Raw genomic sequence first — 17307 nt, 5'->3', positions numbered from 1 at the left:
CATGATGGCTGGCAGCAGGAAGAAGGCATTCGCATGAGCACGCCCGGTGCATATTTTCGCTTGGCCAAGGTTGGCTGGGTTCTGGTGCGCGAAGGCGTGGTGCTTGCCCTGCCTTCGGACGATCTACCCGCAACGGCGAAGTTTGCCAAAGCGCTGCTCAAGCCCTTTGCCCGCAACCGCGCCAAGCACACGGAACGCCGCGACCGGCTGGCGACGGCTGTCGAGCGGCTGGGGCCGTCCTATGTGAAGATGGGCCAGTTTCTGGCCACCCGCCCGGATGTAGTCGGCGCCGATTTTGCCGAAGACCTCTCGCGCTTGCAGGACCGCATGGCCTTCTTCCCGAATGCTGCGGCAAGAGCCAATATTGAGGGCTCGCTCGGGCGTCCGATGGCGGATCTTTATCTCGAATTTGGTGAGCCGATTGCTGCCGCCTCCATAGCGCAGGTTCACCCGGCCATGGTGCGCACTCCGAACGGCCAGAAAAAAGTGGCCGTCAAGGTCATTCGCCCCGGCGTACGCCAGCGTTTCCAGAATGATCTGGAGGCCATGTATCTGATTGCCGATCTGCAGCAGCGGTTTATTCGCTCCGCCCGGCGTCTGCGCCCTGTGGAAGTAACTCGCGCGCTGGAACAGACGACGAAGATCGAGATGGATTTGCGGCTTGAGGCCGCAGCGCTCTCCGAAATCGCTGAGAACACCAAAAACGATCCCGGCTTTCGCGTGCCGGAAGTGGATTGGGAGCGCACGGGCCGCGATGTCGTCACCATGGAGTGGATCGATGGCGTCAAGATGTCTGACGTGGAAGGCCTGAGGGCTGCCGGTCACGATCTCGACGCACTGGCCGATACGCTCATTCAGTCCTTCCTGCGCCATACCCTGCGCGACGGCTTTTTTCATGCCGATATGCACCCCGGCAACCTGTTCGTAGACCCGCAGGGTATGATCGTTGCCGTGGATATGGGCATTGCCGGGCGGCTGGGCAAAAAGGAACGCCGGTTTCTGGCCGAAATTCTCTATGGCTTCATCACTCGCGATTACATGCGCGTGGCGGAAGTCCATTTCGAAGCGGGCTATGTGCCCGGCCACCACGACATGGCAAGCTTTGCGCAGGCGATCCGCGCCATCGGCGAACCGATCCATGGGCAACCGGCAGAAACCATCTCCATGGGCAAGTTGCTGACGCTTCTGTTTGAAGTTACAGAGCTTTTCGACATGGAAACGCGACCAGAACTCGTCATGCTGCAAAAGACCATGGTCGTGGTCGAAGGCGTGTCACGCATTCTCAATCCGCGCTTTAACATGTGGAAGGCGGCAGACCCTGTCGTCAGCGCATGGATCAGAGACAATCTCGGACCAAAGCGCATCGTAACCGACATCAAGGATGGGCTGAAAGCCGCCGTCAAGCTTGCCGAAGCCGCCCCCGAGATCGCCGCAAAGACGGAAAAGCTGCATGCCGATCTGGTCTATATGAGCGAACACGGCCTGCGTTTCGATGCCAGCACGGCGGAAGCCATTGGCAAGGCGGAAGCGCGCCACACAAAATGGGGACGCGCCGCACTCTGGGTCATCGCGCTCACGCTGCTCAATATCGCCATCAGGATAAGTTAAGGAAGCGAAGCTCTATCTGAGCTTCGTCTTCAAGGATGCATCCGGGAAGCAGGTCGGGCGCAGCCCGTTCTTTGCCTGCCAGTCGCCGAGGGAACGGCGCGTCTTGAAGCCCGCCAAGCCATCCGCCTTACCCACATCATAGCCCTTGGCGACCAGCGCTTTTTGCATGGACAGCACGTCGGAGCGCAACATGGAACCAACATCGCCCCATTTTGCCTGGAACGGCCCGGCATTATAGGCGATGCGATCTGCCAGATTGCCGATGAAGAGCGCGTAGAGATCGGAGTTGTTATACTCCTTGATGACGTAGAAATTCGGCGTCACCACGAATTCAGGTCCATTGCGCCCGGCAGGCACAAGCATCATGCCATCTGCATCCAAGTCATTGGCCGGAAACGCTTTTCCAGAGATTCTGCTAATGCCGAGCTTGGCCCATTCTGCCACCGGGCGGGCAAGATCCGGCCCTTCCTGCGCACAGGATACAGCGTCAGGTATGGAAACTTCAAAGCCCCAGTCGCGATTGCGCTGCCAGCCGCGTGTAGAAAGATAGTTGGCGATGGATGCCAGAGTATCCGGCACGGAGTTCCAGATATCGCGACGGCCATCCCCATCGAAATCAACCGCATATTTCAAATAGCTTGAGGGCATGAATTGCGGCTGGCCGAGTGCGCCTGCCCATGAACCCATCATCTTGGAGGCTGGAATATCGCCGCGCTCCACGATCTTCAGGGCGTCGATCAGCTCGACGCGGAACATGTCCTTGCGGGTAGATGTATAGGCTTTGGTGGCCAGCACATCGATCACGGCATTGGGCAGCTTTGCCCGCCCGAAACCGGATTCACGACCCCAGACAGCGATCAGAATATTGCCGGGAACGCCATATTTTGCCTCGATGCGCTTCAACGTTGCGGCATGGGTGGCCGCCAGCGAGCGCCCAGTTGCTGCCAGACCCTGCAAACGCTGCTCGGAAAAATAGGCGCCGGGCGAGGAAAATTCCGCTTGGCTTTGGGCTTGTTCCTTCGGTGGCTTCTGGCCGGGAATGACGAGATCAGGCAGTTTCCAGTTGATGGAAAGGCCTGAAAGTGCCGTCTCGATCGTGTTCTGCGAAATACCTGCCTTGCGCGCCTCGGGCCAGATTTCCTGCTTCAGCCACGCATTGAACTGCGCATCATATCTGGCAGCGGCAGCACCGGTTGGCACCGTTTGCGACAAAGATGGGCCTGCGGACAAAGCGCAGAGGACCGCGGCAAGGGCCGCGCCGATAAACCGTGAGCGCATGGGTTTTCCTCTTCTCAGATAAGGGTGCGGGCGCGCAATGCGGCGGTCAGCGTGCCCTCGTCCAGATAGTCGAGCTCTCCGCCAACCGGAACGCCATGCGCCAGCCGGGTGATCCTGACGCCGAGATCGTTCAGCCGGTCGGTGATGTAATGGGCCGTCGCCTGGCCCTCCACCGTTGCGTTTACCGCGATGATGAGCTCCTGGATACCGCCTTCGCTCACACGTTCGATCAAACCTTTGATATTGAGATCTTCCGGCCCCACCCCATCAAGCGGCGAAAGCGTACCGCCCAGAACGTGGTAGGCGGTGTTCATTGCGCCCGAGCGTTCCAGCGCCCAGAGATCGGACACGTCCTCGACAACGATGATGACCGTCTGGTCACGCCGGTCGTCGGTGCACACGGTGCAGGGGTCCATGGTGTCGACATTGCCGCAGCGGGAACAGACCTTCACCTTGTCATAGGCATCGCCCATGGCATGACCCAGCGGCCCAAGCAGCTGCTCTTTCTTCTTGATCAGGTGAAGTGCGGCGCGGCGCGCCGAACGGGGACCAAGCCCCGGCACTTTTGCCAGAAGCTGAATGAGTTTTTCGATTTCGGGGCCGGTGACTCGTTTTGCCATAAGCGCTTTCTACTGCATAAATGTCATAACGGGAATCATAAGCAGAAGGCATTCCATGAAAATACGCGCAGTCTGCCGGGGCGATGCAGAAGTCCTGCCCGGAAAAACCTCAAAGACCGGAATTTTCAAACACCCGGTGCAGGGTGCGGTTCTCATCGATCAGGCGGGAATCGTCAGTGATGCCGTGCTGAACAAGAAACATCATGGCGGGCCGGATCAGGCCATCTATGTGATGGGCTCTGTCGATCTCGATTTCTGGTCACGCGAACTCGGTTTTGCCGTTGAGCCCGGCTTTTTTGGCGAGAACCTCGTCATCGAAGGTCTCGACAGCGCCAAGATGAATGTGGGCGACCAGCTGACGGCGGCCGAAGTGGCGCTGGAAGTCACCGCTGCCCGCATTCCCTGCGCAACGCTGTCTGCAAGGGTCGGTGATGCCTATTTTGCGCCCCGCTTCAAAAAGGCGGGACAACCCGGCTTCTATTGCCGTGTGTTGAAAGGCGGCATGATCGCGCCTGAGGAGACGGTCACGTTGACGCCCTATAAAGGCATCCAACTGCCCATCCCCGTCATCCTTCAACGGTTCAGGCCGCAAAGGCTGTCGCAAGCGGAACGCGAGGCTTATCTCACCACACCGCTTGCCAGCCGTTTCCGGGCCATGCTGGAAGGCTGAGAGCGACTAGAACGGCAGCTTCATGCCGGGCGGAATTGGCAGACCGGCTGTGATTTCGCGGGTCTTTTCGGCAGTGACGGCTTCGGCGCGCTGCTTGGCATCATTGTGGGCTGCGACCAGCAGATCTTCCAGAATTTCGACTTCGTCTTCTTTCAGCAGGGACGGGTCGATCTTCACGCCGAGCAGCGAGCCTTTGCCGCTCATCTTCACTGTCACCAGACCGCCACCGGATTTGCCTTCGACTTCAAGCGCAGAAATCTCCTCCTGCATCTTCTCCATCTTGGCCTGCATTTCCTTGACCTTGCCCATCATGCCCATGATGTCACGCATACGAAACTCCTGTAATTTTCTAGAATTCTATGTCGTCGCCGGGAAGAATGTCGCCTTCGCTCGACTCCGCAACGGATGGCGGCGCAATTTCCTCGATATCATCAGGCACCGGTGTCCTGATGCGCACATCGGTGATCTTCGCACCCGGAAACTGCGCCATGATCGCGGCAACATCAGGGTCCTGCCGGGCATCGACCAGACGTGCGTCGCGCGCATTGCCTTCGGCCTCAACGAGTGTGGCTTCGCCCTGTTCCTTGCTGAGGCTGATGAGCCAGTGGATACCGGTCCATTCTTTCAGCTTCACACCAAGCTCGCCCGGCAGTGAGCCCGGCGCGCCCTCGGCCAGCCGCATATCCATCCGGCCGGGTTCAAGCCGCACGAGCCGCACGAAATTGCGCACCAGCGCCTTCATGCGGGGATCGCGGTTCTTCGTGCAAAGATCGACCACATCCTGAAGGACATTGACCGGAACCTTAGGCTCTGGCCGTTCTTCCGTCTTTGGAGCGGCTACCTGCATATCCTGCGGGCGGCTATCCGGCACGGCGCGCAGCATGGCGGTCGGCTGCGGCGTGGCTTGCCTCTGCGGAGACGCATGAGCCGTCGCAACCGCTTGCGTCGATGAATAAGCGCGTGCACCGCCACCATTGCCAGAGCCGGACGGCGCTCCACTGCCGGAGCCACCGCCTTCACCACTGGAAAGCTCTAGGAGGCGACGGGCCGCATCTTCAGGCGCGGGCAGATTGGCAGCGTGGGAGAGCCTTATCAGCACCATTTCAGCGGCACCGGCGGGGCGGGAGGCATTTTCTGTCTCGGGAATACCCTTCAATAGCATCTGCCAGATGCGCGATAGGGTGGACACCGCAATCGTATCGGCAAAGTCGGCACCGCGTGTGCGCTCCACCTCAGACAGGGATGGGTCGTCTGCCGCGTCGGGCACATATTTCATGCGCGTCACAAGATGGGTGAAATCCGCAAGATCGTTCAGGACAACGACCGGATTGGCACCTGCCTCATATTGCCCGGTAAATTCTTCCAGCGCCGAGGAGACATCGCCCTTCACCACGTGGTGGAACAGGTCAACGATGCGGGCGCGATCGGCAAGGCCCAGCATGCCACGAACGGCGTCCGCCTCGACCCGCCCTGCCCCATGCGCAATGGCCTGATCCAATAGCGACAGACCGTCACGGGCAGATCCCTCAGCCGCACGGGCAATCATCGCCAGCGCCTGCGGCTCGGCCTCAAAGCCTTCCTTGGATGCAATGGCGGTAAACAGGCCCACGAGATCGGCAGCGCTGATGCGGCGCAGATCGAACCGCTGGCAGCGCGACAGGACCGTGATCGGCACCTTGCGAATTTCGGTGGTCGCGAAAATGAATTTCACATGCTCCGGCGGCTCTTCCAACGTCTTCAAAAGACCGTTGAAGGCCTGCGTGGACAGCATGTGCACTTCGTCGATGATGTAGACTTTATAGCGAGCCGAGACGGGACGGTAGCGCACCTGTTCGATGATCTCTCTGATATCATCGATACCCGTATGAGAGGCGGCGTCCATCTCGATCACATCAACATGGCGGCCTTCCATGATGGCCTGACAATGCTCGCCGGGAATGCGCAGATCAATCGTCGGCTTGTCGATTTCATCGGTCTTGTAGTTGAGCGCACGCGCGAGAATGCGCGCCGTCGTGGTCTTGCCCACACCTCTGACTCCCGTCAGCATATAGGCTTGCGCAATGCGACCGGTCTCGAACGCGTTGGTCAGCGTGCGAACCATCGGCTCCTGGCCAACCATCAGATCGGAAAAGTCTTTCGGGCGGTATTTGCGCGCGAGAACCCGGTAACCTGTACCCTGCTCTTTGGTCTGGGGCATATTGGTTCCGGTTTCGCTCATCGCCTCGCCAGTGATTGGGTGCTGCCCGCTAAGTGGCCGAACTGGCCCGGCGATACCTGAGCACGTCTTCAAAAAGAAAAAGGTGGGAGGCTGGCACGGCGACCCGTGCCTGGCTCGTTAGGGCTGCTTCCTTCCGGACCTGACCCGGTTGGCGAGTGGCTCGTCCACCACCAACCTCCCGGAGGCACATATCGGCAATAATAAAACCAAATGCAAGCCAAGCTGATAAAAAACTGCTATCACGACCAAAACAAATTGGGAGGACGCCTTGCACACATTCCGGCTTGACGAGAGACTGGCTCGCGACAGCGAACTGATTACCAAGCTGGGCCTGTGCCAATTGCGCATTCAAAACGATAAACGCTGGCCGTGGCTGGTTCTCGTGCCGCAGCGAAACGATGTGAGCGAACTGTTTGAACTCACCCCGCTCGATCAGGCCATGCTGTCTTTCGAAACCAATCAGGTAGCGTCCGCCCTAAAAGAACTGACCGGCGCGACCAAAATCAATGTCGGCGCACTTGGCAACATCGTGCGGCAACTCCATGTTCATATCATTGCCCGCACCGAGGGTGATCCATGCTGGCCAGGTCCCATCTGGGGGCAAGGCACGCCTGAGCCCTACTCCGACAATGACAGACACGATTTCATGAAAAAACTCGCCGGCGCACTCTGATGACATCAAGCAGCATTTTCACCACCAACGCTCCCCATCCCGAACCCAGCACGATGACAGCATTTTCCCAGAACGGTCTCGACCGTCTGGCGGAAAAGCGCACGGAAGATTGCGTTATCGATGCCCTGAAGGTGGAAGGCACGCATCTTCTGGCGTTTTCGGGCGCAAAGCTGATCCTGAAACATGACGATCAGGTGCTCGACCCCCTGTTTGCGGCCTATGAACTGGCAGAGCTTGAGCCTTCCTTCGATGACGCCATCCTCCTAGGTCACAAGGATAATGGTGAGCCGCGCATCGCCGTGCCTGTCGGCATTGCGCCGGATGCTCTCGCCAGCCATTACAAGGCGGTGGATGCCCGCACCCTTTACCGCGATCAATTGATCGGGGACGAGCTTCTGGGAGAGGTGGCGCAGGCCGTTGCGCTGATCAATTGGAACAAAGACAACCGTTTCTGCGGGCGCTGCGGCGGCATCATGGAAACCCGCATCGGCGGTTACAAGCGCATCTGTGCGGCCTGCGAACACACCATCTTTCCGCGCACCGACCCTGTTGTCATCATGCTGACCATCGATATCGAGCGGGAATTGTGCCTTTTGGGCCGAGGCCCGCATTTTGCGCCCGGCATGTATTCCTGCCTCGCCGGTTTTGTGGAGCCGGGCGAAACCATCGAAAATGCCGTGCGCCGTGAAACCCGCGAGGAGGCCAATATCGAGGTCGGCCGGGTGCGCTACCACGCCTCGCAGCCATGGCCGATGCCGCACACGCTGATGATTGGCTGCTATGCCGAGGCGCTGAGCCGCGACATCACCCGTGACGAAGCCGAACTTGAGGATTGCCGCTGGTTTACCCGTGAGGAGACGGAAGCGCTGTTGAACGCAACGTCTGCCGATGGCCGTTTACCGCCGCCGCGCGGTGCCATCGCGCAACGGTTGATGCGCGACTGGATCGATTGGGGCAAAGTCGTCGAGCAACCTGACTGACGTCAGGCGAAATTGAGCTTGCGGCGCATCGCGTGGCCCTTGTAGACACCGAGAATGCGGACCTTCTCCGAGAAGAACCGCAACTCGTCCAGCGCATGGCGCACGGAGCCGTCTTCAGGATGGCCTTCAATATCGGCGTAAAACTGCGTCGCCACGAATTTCCCGCCCAGTTGGTAGCTTTCCAGCTTGGTCATGTTGATGCCGTTCGTCGCAAAGCCACCCATGGCCTTGTAGAGCGCTGCTGGAATGTTGCGGACATTGAAGACGAATGTGGTGACGATCACCTCATCCGGTGCTGTCCGCTTCACCCAGCTCTCATCCCGAGACAGCACAACGAAGCGGGTGACGTTGTTTTCCGAATCCTCGACATTCTCGGCCAGGATGTCGAGACCGTAGAGATCGGACGCAAGCCTTGGCGCAAGGGCCGCCATGCTGCGGTCGCCCAGCTCCGCAACCAGCTTTGCAGCACCGGCGGTATCGCCCGCCACGACAGGCTTCCAGCCATTGGAACGAATGATCTTGCGGCATTGGCCAAGCGCATGGATGTGGCTGTGGACCGTCTTGATCTCGTGCTTTTCAACGCCCGGCAACACCATCAGCTGAAAGCGGATCGGCATGAAATACTCACCGACGATGTGGAGGCGCGATTCGGGCAGAAGGTGGTGAATATCGGCAACGCGCCCGGCAAGCGTGTTTTCGATCGGGATCATGGCGAGATCGGCCTCACCATTTTCCAGCGCGTTGAACGCATCTTCGAAAGTGGGGCATGGCAGCGGCTCCATATCCGGAAATACGTCACGGCAAGCCATGTCGGAATTTGCGCCAAAGTCGCCCTGAAAGGCAATGCGGTTGCTGCTCATGATGATCAATCTATCTGTTGGCGAGGATTTCGCGGGCCTTATCGAGTTGCGCCTGGGTATCGACACCCAGCGGAACCGAGTTGACGATTTCCGCATCGATGCGCATGCCCGCTTCGAGCGCTCTCAACTGTTCGAGGCTTTCGCGCAGCTCCAGCGTCGATGGCTTGAGCGACACGAACTTCTCCAGCGCGGCGCGGCGATATGTGTAAAGCCCGATGTGGTGATAAAGCGGCCCCTGACCGTAAGGCGCTGTCGCACGGGTAAAATAAAGGGCGCGCAGCCGTGATGGGGAAATCGGGCTTCCGACGATCTTGACGATGCTCGGGTTCGTCTTTTCGTCCTCATCGGTAATTTCAACGGTCAGCGTCGCAATATCGGTCGATGGGTTTTCCATCGGGCGAAGCGATGCGCGGATGGTTTCCGGCTCGATGGTGGGCAGATCGCCCTGAACATTGATGATGAACTCGGCATTGCCGTCGGGATCTGCTTTTTGCAGGGCTTCAAAGATGCGGTCGGAGCCGGACTGGTGATCGTCGCGGGTCATGGTCACGTCAAAACCAGCGTTCTTGACAGCCTCGAACACACGCTCGTCATCCACGGCGACGACGATTCGCTGGGCACCGGCTTCGCGTGCGCGCATGGCAACCTGAACGATCATCGGGTGGCCGCCAATATCGGCCAGAGGCTTGCCAGGCAGGCGTGTGGAGGCCATTCGAGCCGGAATCAACACGACTGCCTTTTCAAAATTCCGATTATTCATCCAACACCCTTCAAATCCCGGCGAAAAAGTGGCAATAGGTCACGGTGCGGGGAGCATATTCAAGTTGCACGCGCTGTGCAAAAGCCATAGCTTTCGAGCAATTTCAAGATGTCCGTTTTATGCGAACGGTGTGAGGGAGCGCAAATCAATGAATTCACGTGTTAACATGGCGGTCGGCGCCCTCTTGGGCACGATCTTCGTCCTGATGTCGGTATCGATCGCGTCCGAGGGGATTTTCCACGCGCCGGCACCGGAAAAGGAAGGCTTCGCCATTGTTGCCGAAACGAGCGCTGATAGCGCTGCCGGTGAACCTGCGGCTGCTGCCACTCCGATTGCCAAGTTGCTGGCCAGCGCCGACGCTGCCAAGGGCGAAACCGTCTTCAAGAAATGTGCGAGCTGTCACACCGGGGAGAGCGGCGGCCCCAATAAAGTCGGCCCTAATCTCTTCGAGATTGTTAATCGCCCCATCGCCAGCCACGAAGGCTTCAGCTACTCGGCAGCTATGAAGGATTTCTCCAAGGGCGGCACCGTGAAGTGGGATTATGACCACCTCAGCTACTTCATCGAAGCACCCAAGAAGCATGTTGCAGGCACGGCCATGGGCTTTGCAGGTATCAAGAAGGAAACAGAGCGCGCCGATCTCATCGCCTATCTGAGAACGCTCTCTGCCAGCCCGGCCCCGTTGCCGGATCCGAATGCGGCACCTGAAGTCATCAACTGATACAAGAAAAGCCCGGTTCGACCGGGCTTTTTGCTGACTGGATGATTGTTTCGCAACGGCTAAAGCGTTTCGTTGTTGAATGGAGATGTTCCGGTGCGGTTGTTAAAGTCAGGTCGCGTCGCATTCAAAAACAGCGTTGAGTCATTCTTCTTTCGGTTCGAGAAGCCAACGTCCAACAGCAGGCGAGCGAGTGGCTTTCGCCTCCAGCAGACCTGTTCGCTCCATGGCGAATAATGTCTTCCAGCCAGAAACAATGGCGTAGAAAAGGTCGGCATTCATCCATTCTTCGCAGATGGTTTGAGCAAAATCGTCGGGCGCTTGTGTATTCAAAAATGCGATAATGCGCACGCGATCACCCATATCGAATTGCAGAATGTGACTTCCATCATCGAAGGCCTCGTCCCCATCCGGGGCCCATATCGACCCGTTGGCTAGCAAGCCATCGACGAATTGCTGATGCGAAAGTCCAAAGTAATCAATCCGGGCGTCATCTCGATAGAAAGCATCAAGGTATGCTGCAGCAACCTCAGGCGCTGGAACTTCGGGCGGAATAGGAGACACATGCGTGCCGCGCCGCCCCAACCTACGTTCAACTTCGTTGAATGAGCATGCAAGCATTGACGCATCGGGCCGCCTGACCCCGAAAGCTCGCCCGCCGACATAGACCACGAAAAAACCCAATGCTAATTGGGAAAGACTTTCTGTAGCTTCAGTGATCCCGCTTTCGATTGCGAAAACACGGCAGTCACCCACTATCATCGATAATCCCCATGCCTCTGTTTCCGGTACGATCAAGACTGTCCGGCGGAGGCATTGTCAATATTTCCTGGATCAGTTGCCCATCAGGATATCGAACAGGGTCGTCTGCTTGGGTGCAGCCTCCCTTTGCTGCCCACCGCCGCCGCCAATATCGGCTGGCGGTACCGGTCCGCCATCATAGGGCTGCTGCCGGGGAAACTGCTGGGATGGCGCATCGACCGGCGGATATTGTGGGTTGGAGGCTGTCTGGTCGCGCCCGACAGGGGCTGCCGGATAGTCTGGCGGCACCGGCGCCTGACTGCCACCCAATGCATTGGAGATCATATCGGTCAGCGTTTGTGGCAGGGCTTCCGGCGCGTTGACCATGGGCTGGCCAAGTTCGGGTTCACCATAGGTGCCGAGACCAAAGAGCGGAGATGGCGAGAGGCCGGAATGGGCCGCCGTCATGAATTCCTTCCACGCTTTGGCTGGCAGACCGCCACCCGTCACCTTTTTCATCGAGGTGCCGTCGTCGTTGCCGAACCAGACACCTGTGGTGAGCGTGCTCGTATAGCCCACAAACAGAGCGTCGCGGAAGGATTGTGTGGTGCCGGACTTGCCTGCCGCCTGCCAGCCCTTCAACTTCGCGGCCTTGCCCGTGCCTTCGTTGATGACCCCGGTCAGCATGCCGTTCATGGTCGCGGCAATCGCTTCGCTCAGCACCCGCGGCGGATTGTCGTATTTGTTCTCATAGAGAACCTTGCCGTCCGCATCTGTGATTCGCTTGACGATGTGCGGCGTCGCCTTGAAGCCGCCATTCATCATCGGCGCATAGGCCGAAGTCAGCTCCAGAAGAGACACTTCCGATGTGCCGAGCGCAATGGAGGCATTGGCTTGCAGGTCCGATTCAATGCCCATGCGGTGCGCCACTTGGGCAACGCGATCCGGGCCGACTTCCATCACCAACTGGGCGGCGATGGTGTTCAGCGAATTGGCCAGCGCCGTCGCGAGCGTGACTTCACCGCGATATTTCTGATCGTAATTTTCCGGTGTCCATTTGCCGATCTTGACCGGCGCGTCGTTGCGCACAGAGTTCGGGGTCAGCCCATTTTCCAGCGCCGCAATATAGACGAAGGGCTTGAAGGCCGAACCGGGCTGGCGCTTGGCCTTGGCGGCGCGGTTGAACTGGCTCTTTGAGTAATCGGCACCGCCGACAATGGCCCGGATTGCGCCCGTGCCATCGATGGAGGCGAGCGCCGCCTGTGATGCGCCAAGCTTCTTGCCTTCGGTGCTCAGCACATTGGACAGCGCCTTCTCGGCTTCCTTCTCCAGATCGAGATCAATGGTCGTGTCCACCACCAGATCCTGCTTCACGTCACCGACCAGCATGCGGACTTCGTCCAGCACCATATCGGCAGCGTAATGCTCTGCCCCGGACCAGAAACGCTTGGCCTTTGTCGGCGGCTGCGACATGGCCGTCTTGATTTCGTCTTCGGTGATAAAGCCGACATCCTGCATGGATTGCAGCACGACCTGCGCACGCTCCTCGGCGGCCTGCGGATCACGGGCGGGCGAAAGGCGCGATGGCGCTTTCAGCAAGCCCGCCAGCAATGCGGCTTCGCCCAGATTGACGTCCCGGGCAGACTTGTTGAAGTAGCGGCGCGACGCCGCTTCCACGCCGTAAGCATTGGAGCCGAAATAGACGCGGTTCAGATACATCGCCATGATCTGATCCTTGGTGTATTTCTGCTCCAGCCAGAAGGCGAGCAGGACTTCCTGGATCTTGCGTTCAAGCGTGCGGTCTGGAGACAGGAAGAGGTTTTTCGCCAGCTGCTGCGTCAGCGTCGAGCCGCCCTGCACGGTGCGACCGCTCAGAATATTGGTGATGATGGCGCGGCCAAGCCCCAGCGGGTCGATGCCGAAATGCGAATAGAAGCGCCGGTCTTCAATCGCCATCACGGCTTGCGGCAGGTAAGGCGACATATCCTCAAGCGCCAGCGCCTCACCGCCCGTCGTTCCACGATTGGCAAGAACCGAGCCATCCACCGCCACGATTTTCAGATTGGGCGGACGCTCGGGAATGGTCCAACTGCTGGCGCTGGGCATGCGCGCCGCATAATAGGCAACGATACCGGCTACACCGATGCCACCCCATATGCCGAGCACGATGCACCAATAGGTGAAAGAGCGGATGAAGCGGGTGATGCCGCCGCTACGCGATGCACGTGCGCTACCTCTTTCCCGACGCGGTTTCGCCCGCTCACGCTTTTGCGGTTTCTCAGGACCAGAACCGGATGCCTTTTTACCACCGCCCTTGGCACCATTGATCCGGTCGCCTTCGTTCAAGCGGAGGTCATCACCGGACTCGTGAAAATCTCCGAAAGAAGGTTCTACACGCTGGCCTGATTTACCGGGTCCTGCCATATGCGGGAAATTGCTCCGTGAACGAGAGGCGCGCCATATGCGCGGTTGCGGGTGTTGGTTCTATCGAGATGAAGCTTAAATGCGGCGATTTAAGGTGGGGTTAAGTCCGGCTAACGCCGGAACACCGCCATTACTGGCAGACATCAACCCATTGTGCACCCGTCAGCTCCGCCATGCGCTCGGGCGTGATCACGACAGCTGAATTGGTTGCTCCTGCCGCAGGCACGACCTTGGCATGGTTCTTCAATGACACATCGCAATAGATCGGCAGTGCCGTTGGCAGTCCGAAAGGGCAGACGCCGCCAATCGGATGGCTGGTCACTTCAACCACCTCTTCACCGGCCAGCATGCGAGGCTTGGCGCCGAAATGGTCCCGGAATTTCCGGTTGTCGAGCCTTCTCGTGCCAGCGGTGACGAGGAGAAGAATGGTGTCGCCGGCTCGCAGGCAAATCGTCTTGGCAATCTGATCCGGCTCCACCTTGTGTGCCAACGCGGCCAATTCCACCGTGGCGGAGCTCTCATCCGTCTCGATGACGCTGATATCAGGCGCGTATGCCGCGAAATAGTCTCGAACGGATGCAATCGTCATGCGCAATCTTTAGGCGTTACCGCTCTTAAAATCAAGTATTCTAAAGAAAGCTATGCAAATCGCGCAATGCTGCGCTGCAATGTAAGGTCTGTTCTCCGTCAAAAATTATTGTATCTTCAAACCATCGAAGCGACGCACTCCTCCTCCCAGCGTCGCTAGATTGGACTGACAGCACTCCTCCTCCCAGTTGTCAGTCAGTATCAAGAACCCGGCGCACCTCCTCCCGCGCCGGGTTTTTGCTTTCTGGCATTCATTCAGTCCTGTCGCGCAATGCGACCCCACAGGCTTCGCTTAAAAGGCGGTAAAGCCTGCTTTTTCTCGTTCTCATGCGTGTCAAACAAACTTGACTTATCCGCTTCGTCATTTTAGGTGTTTCGCCATCGATATTTGTTTGACGACCAGAGCTTCGGTGTCTTTATAGGCGCATACGACGATCTTTCCTTCAAAATCGAGAACACCCGCACTGACGTTCAGTGCACGAGTAATTTGCCAACGGAAGGAACATCGTTATGGCGACTGGTACAGTAAAGTGGTTCAACGCAACCAAGGGCTACGGCTTCATTCAGCCTGATGATGGCGCACAGGACGTGTTCGTACACATTTCTGCTGTTGAGCGCGCTGGCCTGAACGGCCTCAAGGATGGTCAGAAGATCACCTACGAACTGGTTCAGGATCGCCGCTCTGGCAAGATGTCTGCTGACAGCATCGTTGCTTCCTAATTGGAGCTTTCATCGGTCGTGAGACCGATGATGCAGACTTTAAAGGCCGGGTTTTCCCGGCCTTTTTCTATTTCGGCCTGACCTCATCCTCGCCCTGCGCGGTGATCCGTAGAGGAAATTTTCGATGGCGGCCTTGTAATCCGTGTGATGCCTTCCGATATACAGCTTCATGAGCGTTTCAGAATATTCTGAATGTCTGGTCACAGATCGCATGTTTGCAGTTCACGCGTTAACTAAAACTTAACCGAAGCAGCGCAAACATGTATAGGAAGACGCGAGAGACAACCAAGTGTTGTCGCCGCGCTGAAACACCAAGCCGTTTCTTGCACTTTGACCACGGATGTACTGGCACTGAAGCAAAAAACGGAATGAAAGGTCGGGCTTGCCCGGCCTTTTTGTTTTCAAGAGACTTCATCTCTATAAAGGCGCCACCCTTGTTTCGGGGCGGCGCCTTTTTTGTTACTTCACGCTCAGCGCCGACAGGATCCGCACCCAGGAGCGGATGCCCTTGTGGAAGGATTGCAGATCGTATTTTTCGTTTGGCGAGTGGATACGGTCATCGGTCAGGCCGAAGCCAATCATCAGCGAATCCATGCCCAGCATGGTCTGGAAATCGCCCACAATCGGAATGGACCCACCCATGCCGATAACGACGGCGGGCTTTGCCCATTCATCCGAAAGCGCGTTCTTGGCCTTCGTCAGTGCTGGCGAATCATAGGAAAGCTGGATTGCGGGCGAGCCGCCATGCTCGTGAAAATCCACCGAGCAGTCGGCCGGAATTTGCGAGCGGACATAGGCGCGGAAGCTTTCGCGGATGGCTGCCGGGTCCTGGCTGCCAACGAGGCGGAAGGAGACCTTGGCGGAAGCCTTGGCCGCGATCACCGTCTTGAAGCCCTCTCCGGTGTAACCGCCGGTGATGCCGTTCACCTCAGCCGTCGGGCGTGCCCATGTCAGTTCCAGAACCGACCGGCCCTTTTCGCCTGCAGGAACGGACAGGCCGACGCCGCCCAGAAAGCCTTCCGCCGTCAGGCCGAGATTGTCCCAGGATGCCTTGATGTTGGACGGTGTTTCTTCGACACCATCGTAGAAACCTGCAAGCGTGACCTTGCCGGTCTCGTCGTGCAATCCGGCGAGGATTTTCGTCAGAATGTGGATCGGGTTGGCAGCCGCACCACCGAACAGACCGGAGTGGAGATCACGATCGGCGGCGGTGACGACGATTTCCTCGCCGACCAGACCGCGCAGAGCCGCAGCAATGGCGGGCGTTTCCGTGTTCCACATGCTGGTATCGCACACCAGCGCATATTCCGCCTTCAGCTCGTCGGCATTGGCGTCAAGGAATGGCTTCAGCGATGGCGAGCCAGATTCTTCCTCACCCTCGAACAGGATGGTGATGCGCAGCGGCAGGGAGCCGTGCACCTGCTTGTAAGCCCTGCATGCTTCTACGAAGGTCATCAACTGACCCTTGTCGTCGGATGTGCCACGGCCGGTCATGACCTTGCGGCCGCCGCCAATGTCTTTCAGTGCGGGTTCGAACGGGTCGTTCTCCCATAGCTCGATCGGGTCTACGGGCTGGACATCATAATGGCCGTAAAACAGCACATGCGGCGCATCTGGTTGCGCGCCATCATGATGGGCAACGACCATGGGATGGCCAGCGGTATCTCTGATCGAGGCATCGAAACCGATCGTCGTCAGATCACGCACCAGCCATTCGGCGGCCTTGCGGCATTCAGCCTTGTAGCTTGGGTCTGTCGAAATCGACTTCAGACGAACGAGTTCGAAAAGTCTGTCGAGGCTGGCTGTGAGATTGTCGTCAACCGCCGAGAGAACGGGGGATATGTCTGTCATTACGCGATCCTGTCATGCGAAGATCGGCGCAGGATAAAGCAAAGCGGCCCATGGATCGAGCCGGAAAATCATTTCATGCCATCGCGTTTTTTCATGCTTTCGCGTCTGGCGCTTTCCCAGCCTTGATGGCCCGGCTCATATATTCCAGAAGAAGGTGACGCTCGAACCTCAGAAAGCCTGCAAGGACCGCATCGTCGGTTGCCATGGAGGCGGAAATGGCGGTTTCTTCCAGCGCCCGCCCCTTGGCCGTCAGCTCTATGATCTGGGCGCGGCGGTCACGCGGGTGTGGCTTTCGCTCGATCAGCCCGTCGCGTTCCATGCGCGCCAGCGTGTTGGCAAGCGTTGCCTGCTCCACATCGACACGGTCCAGCAATTGCCGCTGCGTCAGCCCGTCTTCGCTCCACAGCTCCAGCAAAACGGGAAATTGCCCCCGGGAGAAACCAAGCGTCCGGGCACGTGCATTCAGCGCCGACGAAAAGGTCTTTGCCAATTGAGCCGAAAGATAGGTGGCTGAATCGTTTCGTGAAAAACGCATATCTTCGTTTCCGGGGTCGCAGACGGCAGTCATCCACAATGTCCATTTCCCCATGGTAAATGC

General features: G+C 58.2%; 17 protein-coding genes and 1 other RNA gene. 6 read left to right on the top strand and 12 right to left on the bottom strand.

All coding sequences use genetic code 11. From position 1 onward, the window contains the following. Positions 1–33 precede the first annotated feature (33 nt). The gene (ubiB, locus tag RQI55_RS06585; RefSeq protein ID WP_311272429.1) at positions 34–1608 is read left to right on the top strand and encodes a 2-polyprenylphenol 6-hydroxylase; all 1575 of its coding nucleotides are present in this window, start codon (positions 34–36) and stop codon (positions 1606–1608) included. Between the two features lie 12 nt (positions 1609–1620). Here ubiB and RQI55_RS06580 read toward each other — a convergent pair whose 3' ends face one another. Both RQI55_RS06580 and recR read right to left on the bottom strand, forming a co-directional pair. Then, the gene (locus RQI55_RS06580; RefSeq protein ID WP_311272428.1) at positions 1621–2886 is read right to left on the bottom strand and encodes a lytic murein transglycosylase; all 1266 of its coding nucleotides are present in this window, start codon (positions 2884–2886) and stop codon (positions 1621–1623) included. Between the two features lie 14 nt (positions 2887–2900). After that, a complete protein-coding gene (gene recR / locus RQI55_RS06575; protein ID WP_042616187.1) occupies positions 2901–3506 on the bottom strand; it encodes a recombination mediator RecR in 606 nt (201 codons plus the stop codon). Positions 3507–3561: 55 nt separating this feature from the next. Between recR and RQI55_RS06570 the strand changes: the two genes are divergently transcribed. Continuing rightward, positions 3562–4176 (top strand): MOSC domain-containing protein, encoded by a 615-nt coding sequence (locus RQI55_RS06570; RefSeq protein ID WP_243256876.1) that lies wholly within the window; start codon positions 3562–3564, stop codon positions 4174–4176. Positions 4177–4182: 6 nt separating this feature from the next. Here RQI55_RS06570 and RQI55_RS06565 read toward each other — a convergent pair whose 3' ends face one another. From RQI55_RS06565 to ffs, 3 genes are all read right to left on the bottom strand, one after another. Continuing rightward, on the bottom strand, positions 4183–4506 hold the full coding sequence (locus RQI55_RS06565; RefSeq protein WP_042616185.1) for a YbaB/EbfC family nucleoid-associated protein: 324 nt from the start codon (positions 4504–4506) through the stop codon (positions 4183–4185). A 19-nt stretch (positions 4507–4525) separates the two neighbouring features. After that, positions 4526–6394: a DNA polymerase III subunit gamma/tau gene (locus RQI55_RS06560; RefSeq protein WP_243256877.1), complete on the bottom strand. Its 1869-nt coding sequence runs from the start codon at positions 6392–6394 to the stop codon at positions 4526–4528. A gap of 82 nt (positions 6395–6476) precedes the next feature. Continuing rightward, positions 6477–6573: signal recognition particle sRNA small type (ffs, locus tag RQI55_RS06555), an RNA gene on the bottom strand. Between the two features lie 89 nt (positions 6574–6662). On the opposite strand from ffs, the gene RQI55_RS06550 reads away from it, so the two are divergent. Beyond that, positions 6663–7067 carry an HIT family protein gene (locus RQI55_RS06550; RefSeq protein WP_311272427.1) on the top strand — a complete coding sequence of 135 codons (405 nt, stop codon included), beginning with the start codon at positions 6663–6665 and terminating at the stop codon, positions 7065–7067. Further along, complete coding sequence (gene nudC / locus RQI55_RS06545; protein ID WP_243256879.1) at positions 7067–8047, top strand: NAD(+) diphosphatase; 981 nt, start codon at positions 7067–7069, stop codon at positions 8045–8047. Before RQI55_RS06550 ends, nudC begins: the two co-directional genes overlap by 1 nt. A gap of 2 nt (positions 8048–8049) precedes the next feature. Here nudC and RQI55_RS06540 read toward each other — a convergent pair whose 3' ends face one another. Together RQI55_RS06540 and RQI55_RS06535 are read right to left on the bottom strand one after the other, a co-directional pair. After that, positions 8050–8907, bottom strand: coding sequence for a prephenate dehydratase (locus tag RQI55_RS06540; RefSeq protein ID WP_279290421.1), 858 nt, complete (start codon positions 8905–8907; stop codon positions 8050–8052). A 10-nt stretch (positions 8908–8917) separates the two neighbouring features. Further along, positions 8918–9667, bottom strand: a complete 750-nt coding sequence (locus tag RQI55_RS06535; protein WP_042616181.1) for a 3-deoxy-manno-octulosonate cytidylyltransferase — start codon at positions 9665–9667, stop codon at positions 8918–8920. Positions 9668–9815: 148 nt separating this feature from the next. Here RQI55_RS06535 and RQI55_RS06530 point away from each other — a divergent pair, with 148 nt between their 5' ends. Then, positions 9816–10388 (top strand): cytochrome c family protein, encoded by a 573-nt coding sequence (locus RQI55_RS06530; protein ID WP_042616180.1) that lies wholly within the window; start codon positions 9816–9818, stop codon positions 10386–10388. Between the two features lie 141 nt (positions 10389–10529). On the opposite strand, the gene RQI55_RS06525 is transcribed toward RQI55_RS06530, so the two are convergent. The 3 genes from RQI55_RS06525 to RQI55_RS06515 all read right to left on the bottom strand — a co-directional run bounded on the left by RQI55_RS06525 (position 10530) and on the right by RQI55_RS06515 (position 14139). Then, on the bottom strand, positions 10530–11147 hold the full coding sequence (locus RQI55_RS06525) for an Imm42 family immunity protein (RefSeq protein WP_311272426.1): 618 nt from the start codon (positions 11145–11147) through the stop codon (positions 10530–10532). A gap of 72 nt (positions 11148–11219) precedes the next feature. After that, entirely contained in the window at positions 11220–13550 is a 2331-nt protein-coding gene (locus RQI55_RS06520; protein ID WP_311272425.1) for a transglycosylase domain-containing protein, read from the bottom strand. 130 nt (positions 13551–13680) lie between these two features. Then, the gene (locus RQI55_RS06515) at positions 13681–14139 is read right to left on the bottom strand and encodes a YbaK/EbsC family protein (protein WP_243256882.1); all 459 of its coding nucleotides are present in this window, start codon (positions 14137–14139) and stop codon (positions 13681–13683) included. A gap of 509 nt (positions 14140–14648) precedes the next feature. Between RQI55_RS06515 and RQI55_RS06510 the strand changes: the two genes are divergently transcribed. After that, complete coding sequence (locus tag RQI55_RS06510) at positions 14649–14858, top strand: cold-shock protein (protein WP_042616177.1); 210 nt, start codon at positions 14649–14651, stop codon at positions 14856–14858. A 459-nt stretch (positions 14859–15317) separates the two neighbouring features. Here the strand turns inward: RQI55_RS06510 and RQI55_RS06505 are convergent, their stop codons facing one another. Next, on the bottom strand, positions 15318–16709 hold the full coding sequence (locus RQI55_RS06505; protein WP_042616176.1) for a M20/M25/M40 family metallo-hydrolase: 1392 nt from the start codon (positions 16707–16709) through the stop codon (positions 15318–15320). Between the two features lie 91 nt (positions 16710–16800). After that, entirely contained in the window at positions 16801–17244 is a 444-nt protein-coding gene (locus RQI55_RS06500) for a MarR family winged helix-turn-helix transcriptional regulator (protein ID WP_243256883.1), read from the bottom strand. Between the last annotated feature and the right edge of the window lie 63 nt (positions 17245–17307).

This window comes from Rhizobium sp. WCS2018Hpa-16, assembly GCF_031843705.1.
In the GTDB taxonomy this organism is placed as follows: Bacteria; Pseudomonadota; Alphaproteobacteria; order Rhizobiales; family Rhizobiaceae; genus Agrobacterium; species Agrobacterium tumefaciens_C.
This window is presented reverse-complemented; position numbering and strand designations above follow the sequence as displayed.

What these genes read in the sequence shown, in the direction of transcription:
- RQI55_RS06535 (WP_042616181.1), bottom strand. Translation starts at nt 9,667, where the DNA reads ATGAATAATCGGAATTTTGAAAAGGCAGTCGTGTTGATTCCGGCTCGA.
- RQI55_RS06580 (WP_311272428.1), bottom strand. Translation starts at nt 2,886, where the DNA reads ATGCGCTCACGGTTTATCGGCGCGGCCCTTGCCGCGGTCCTCTGCGCT.
- RQI55_RS06525 (WP_311272426.1), bottom strand. Translation starts at nt 11,147, where the DNA reads ATGATAGTGGGTGACTGCCGTGTTTTCGCAATCGAAAGCGGGATCACT.
- RQI55_RS06560 (WP_243256877.1), bottom strand. Translation starts at nt 6,394, where the DNA reads ATGAGCGAAACCGGAACCAATATGCCCCAGACCAAAGAGCAGGGTACA.
- RQI55_RS06540 (WP_279290421.1), bottom strand. Translation starts at nt 8,907, where the DNA reads ATGAGCAGCAACCGCATTGCCTTTCAGGGCGACTTTGGCGCAAATTCC.
- ubiB (WP_311272429.1), top strand. Translation starts at nt 34, where the DNA reads ATGAGCACGCCCGGTGCATATTTTCGCTTGGCCAAGGTTGGCTGGGTT.
- RQI55_RS06510 (WP_042616177.1), top strand. Translation starts at nt 14,649, where the DNA reads ATGGCGACTGGTACAGTAAAGTGGTTCAACGCAACCAAGGGCTACGGC.
- RQI55_RS06520 (WP_311272425.1), bottom strand. Translation starts at nt 13,550, where the DNA reads ATGGCAGGACCCGGTAAATCAGGCCAGCGTGTAGAACCTTCTTTCGGA.
- RQI55_RS06570 (WP_243256876.1), top strand. Translation starts at nt 3,562, where the DNA reads ATGAAAATACGCGCAGTCTGCCGGGGCGATGCAGAAGTCCTGCCCGGA.
- RQI55_RS06515 (WP_243256882.1), bottom strand. Translation starts at nt 14,139, where the DNA reads ATGACGATTGCATCCGTTCGAGACTATTTCGCGGCATACGCGCCTGAT.
- RQI55_RS06565 (WP_042616185.1), bottom strand. Translation starts at nt 4,506, where the DNA reads ATGCGTGACATCATGGGCATGATGGGCAAGGTCAAGGAAATGCAGGCC.
- RQI55_RS06505 (WP_042616176.1), bottom strand. Translation starts at nt 16,709, where the DNA reads ATGACAGACATATCCCCCGTTCTCTCGGCGGTTGACGACAATCTCACA.
- nudC (WP_243256879.1), top strand. Translation starts at nt 7,067, where the DNA reads ATGACATCAAGCAGCATTTTCACCACCAACGCTCCCCATCCCGAACCC.
- RQI55_RS06530 (WP_042616180.1), top strand. Translation starts at nt 9,816, where the DNA reads ATGAATTCACGTGTTAACATGGCGGTCGGCGCCCTCTTGGGCACGATC.
- recR (WP_042616187.1), bottom strand. Translation starts at nt 3,506, where the DNA reads ATGGCAAAACGAGTCACCGGCCCCGAAATCGAAAAACTCATTCAGCTT.
- RQI55_RS06500 (WP_243256883.1), bottom strand. Translation starts at nt 17,244, where the DNA reads ATGCGTTTTTCACGAAACGATTCAGCCACCTATCTTTCGGCTCAATTG.